Genomic DNA, 343 nt, shown 5'->3' with positions numbered 1-343 from the left:
CTACTCTCACATGGGGAGACCCCACACTACCATCGGCGCGATTGCGTTTCACTTCTGAGTTCGGGATGGGATCAGGTGGGACCACAAAGCTATTGTCACCAAGCAAAATTGGAAATTCGGAAAGCTGTTTGAGTTTTAGTACATGGATGTACTATATGTCATAAATGCAGGAGCGATTTATGACCACACTAAATCAAGTGCTTGTATTCTTTTGTTTGACCTCCATGGATGGAGGAAATGCTAGAAAATGTCAGGAACATTTTCAGTAAACCATCGTTACTTCGAAACCCATTAGGGTTGTATGGTTAAGCCTCACGAGTCATTAGTACAGGTTAGCTCAACG

General features: G+C 43.1%; 1 rRNA gene. It reads right to left on the bottom strand.

From position 1 onward, the window contains the following. Positions 1-103: ribosomal RNA gene (gene rrf / locus LZP69_RS15970) — 5S ribosomal RNA — on the bottom strand; the annotation flags it as partial. Positions 104-343: the final 240 nt, after the last annotated feature.

The sequence above is a fragment of the Shewanella sp. AS1 genome (assembly GCF_021412565.1).
Lineage (GTDB): Bacteria > Pseudomonadota > Gammaproteobacteria > Enterobacterales > Shewanellaceae > Shewanella.
The sequence above is the reverse complement of the archived record's forward strand: the minus strand, read 5'-3'. Positions and strand labels throughout refer to the sequence as shown.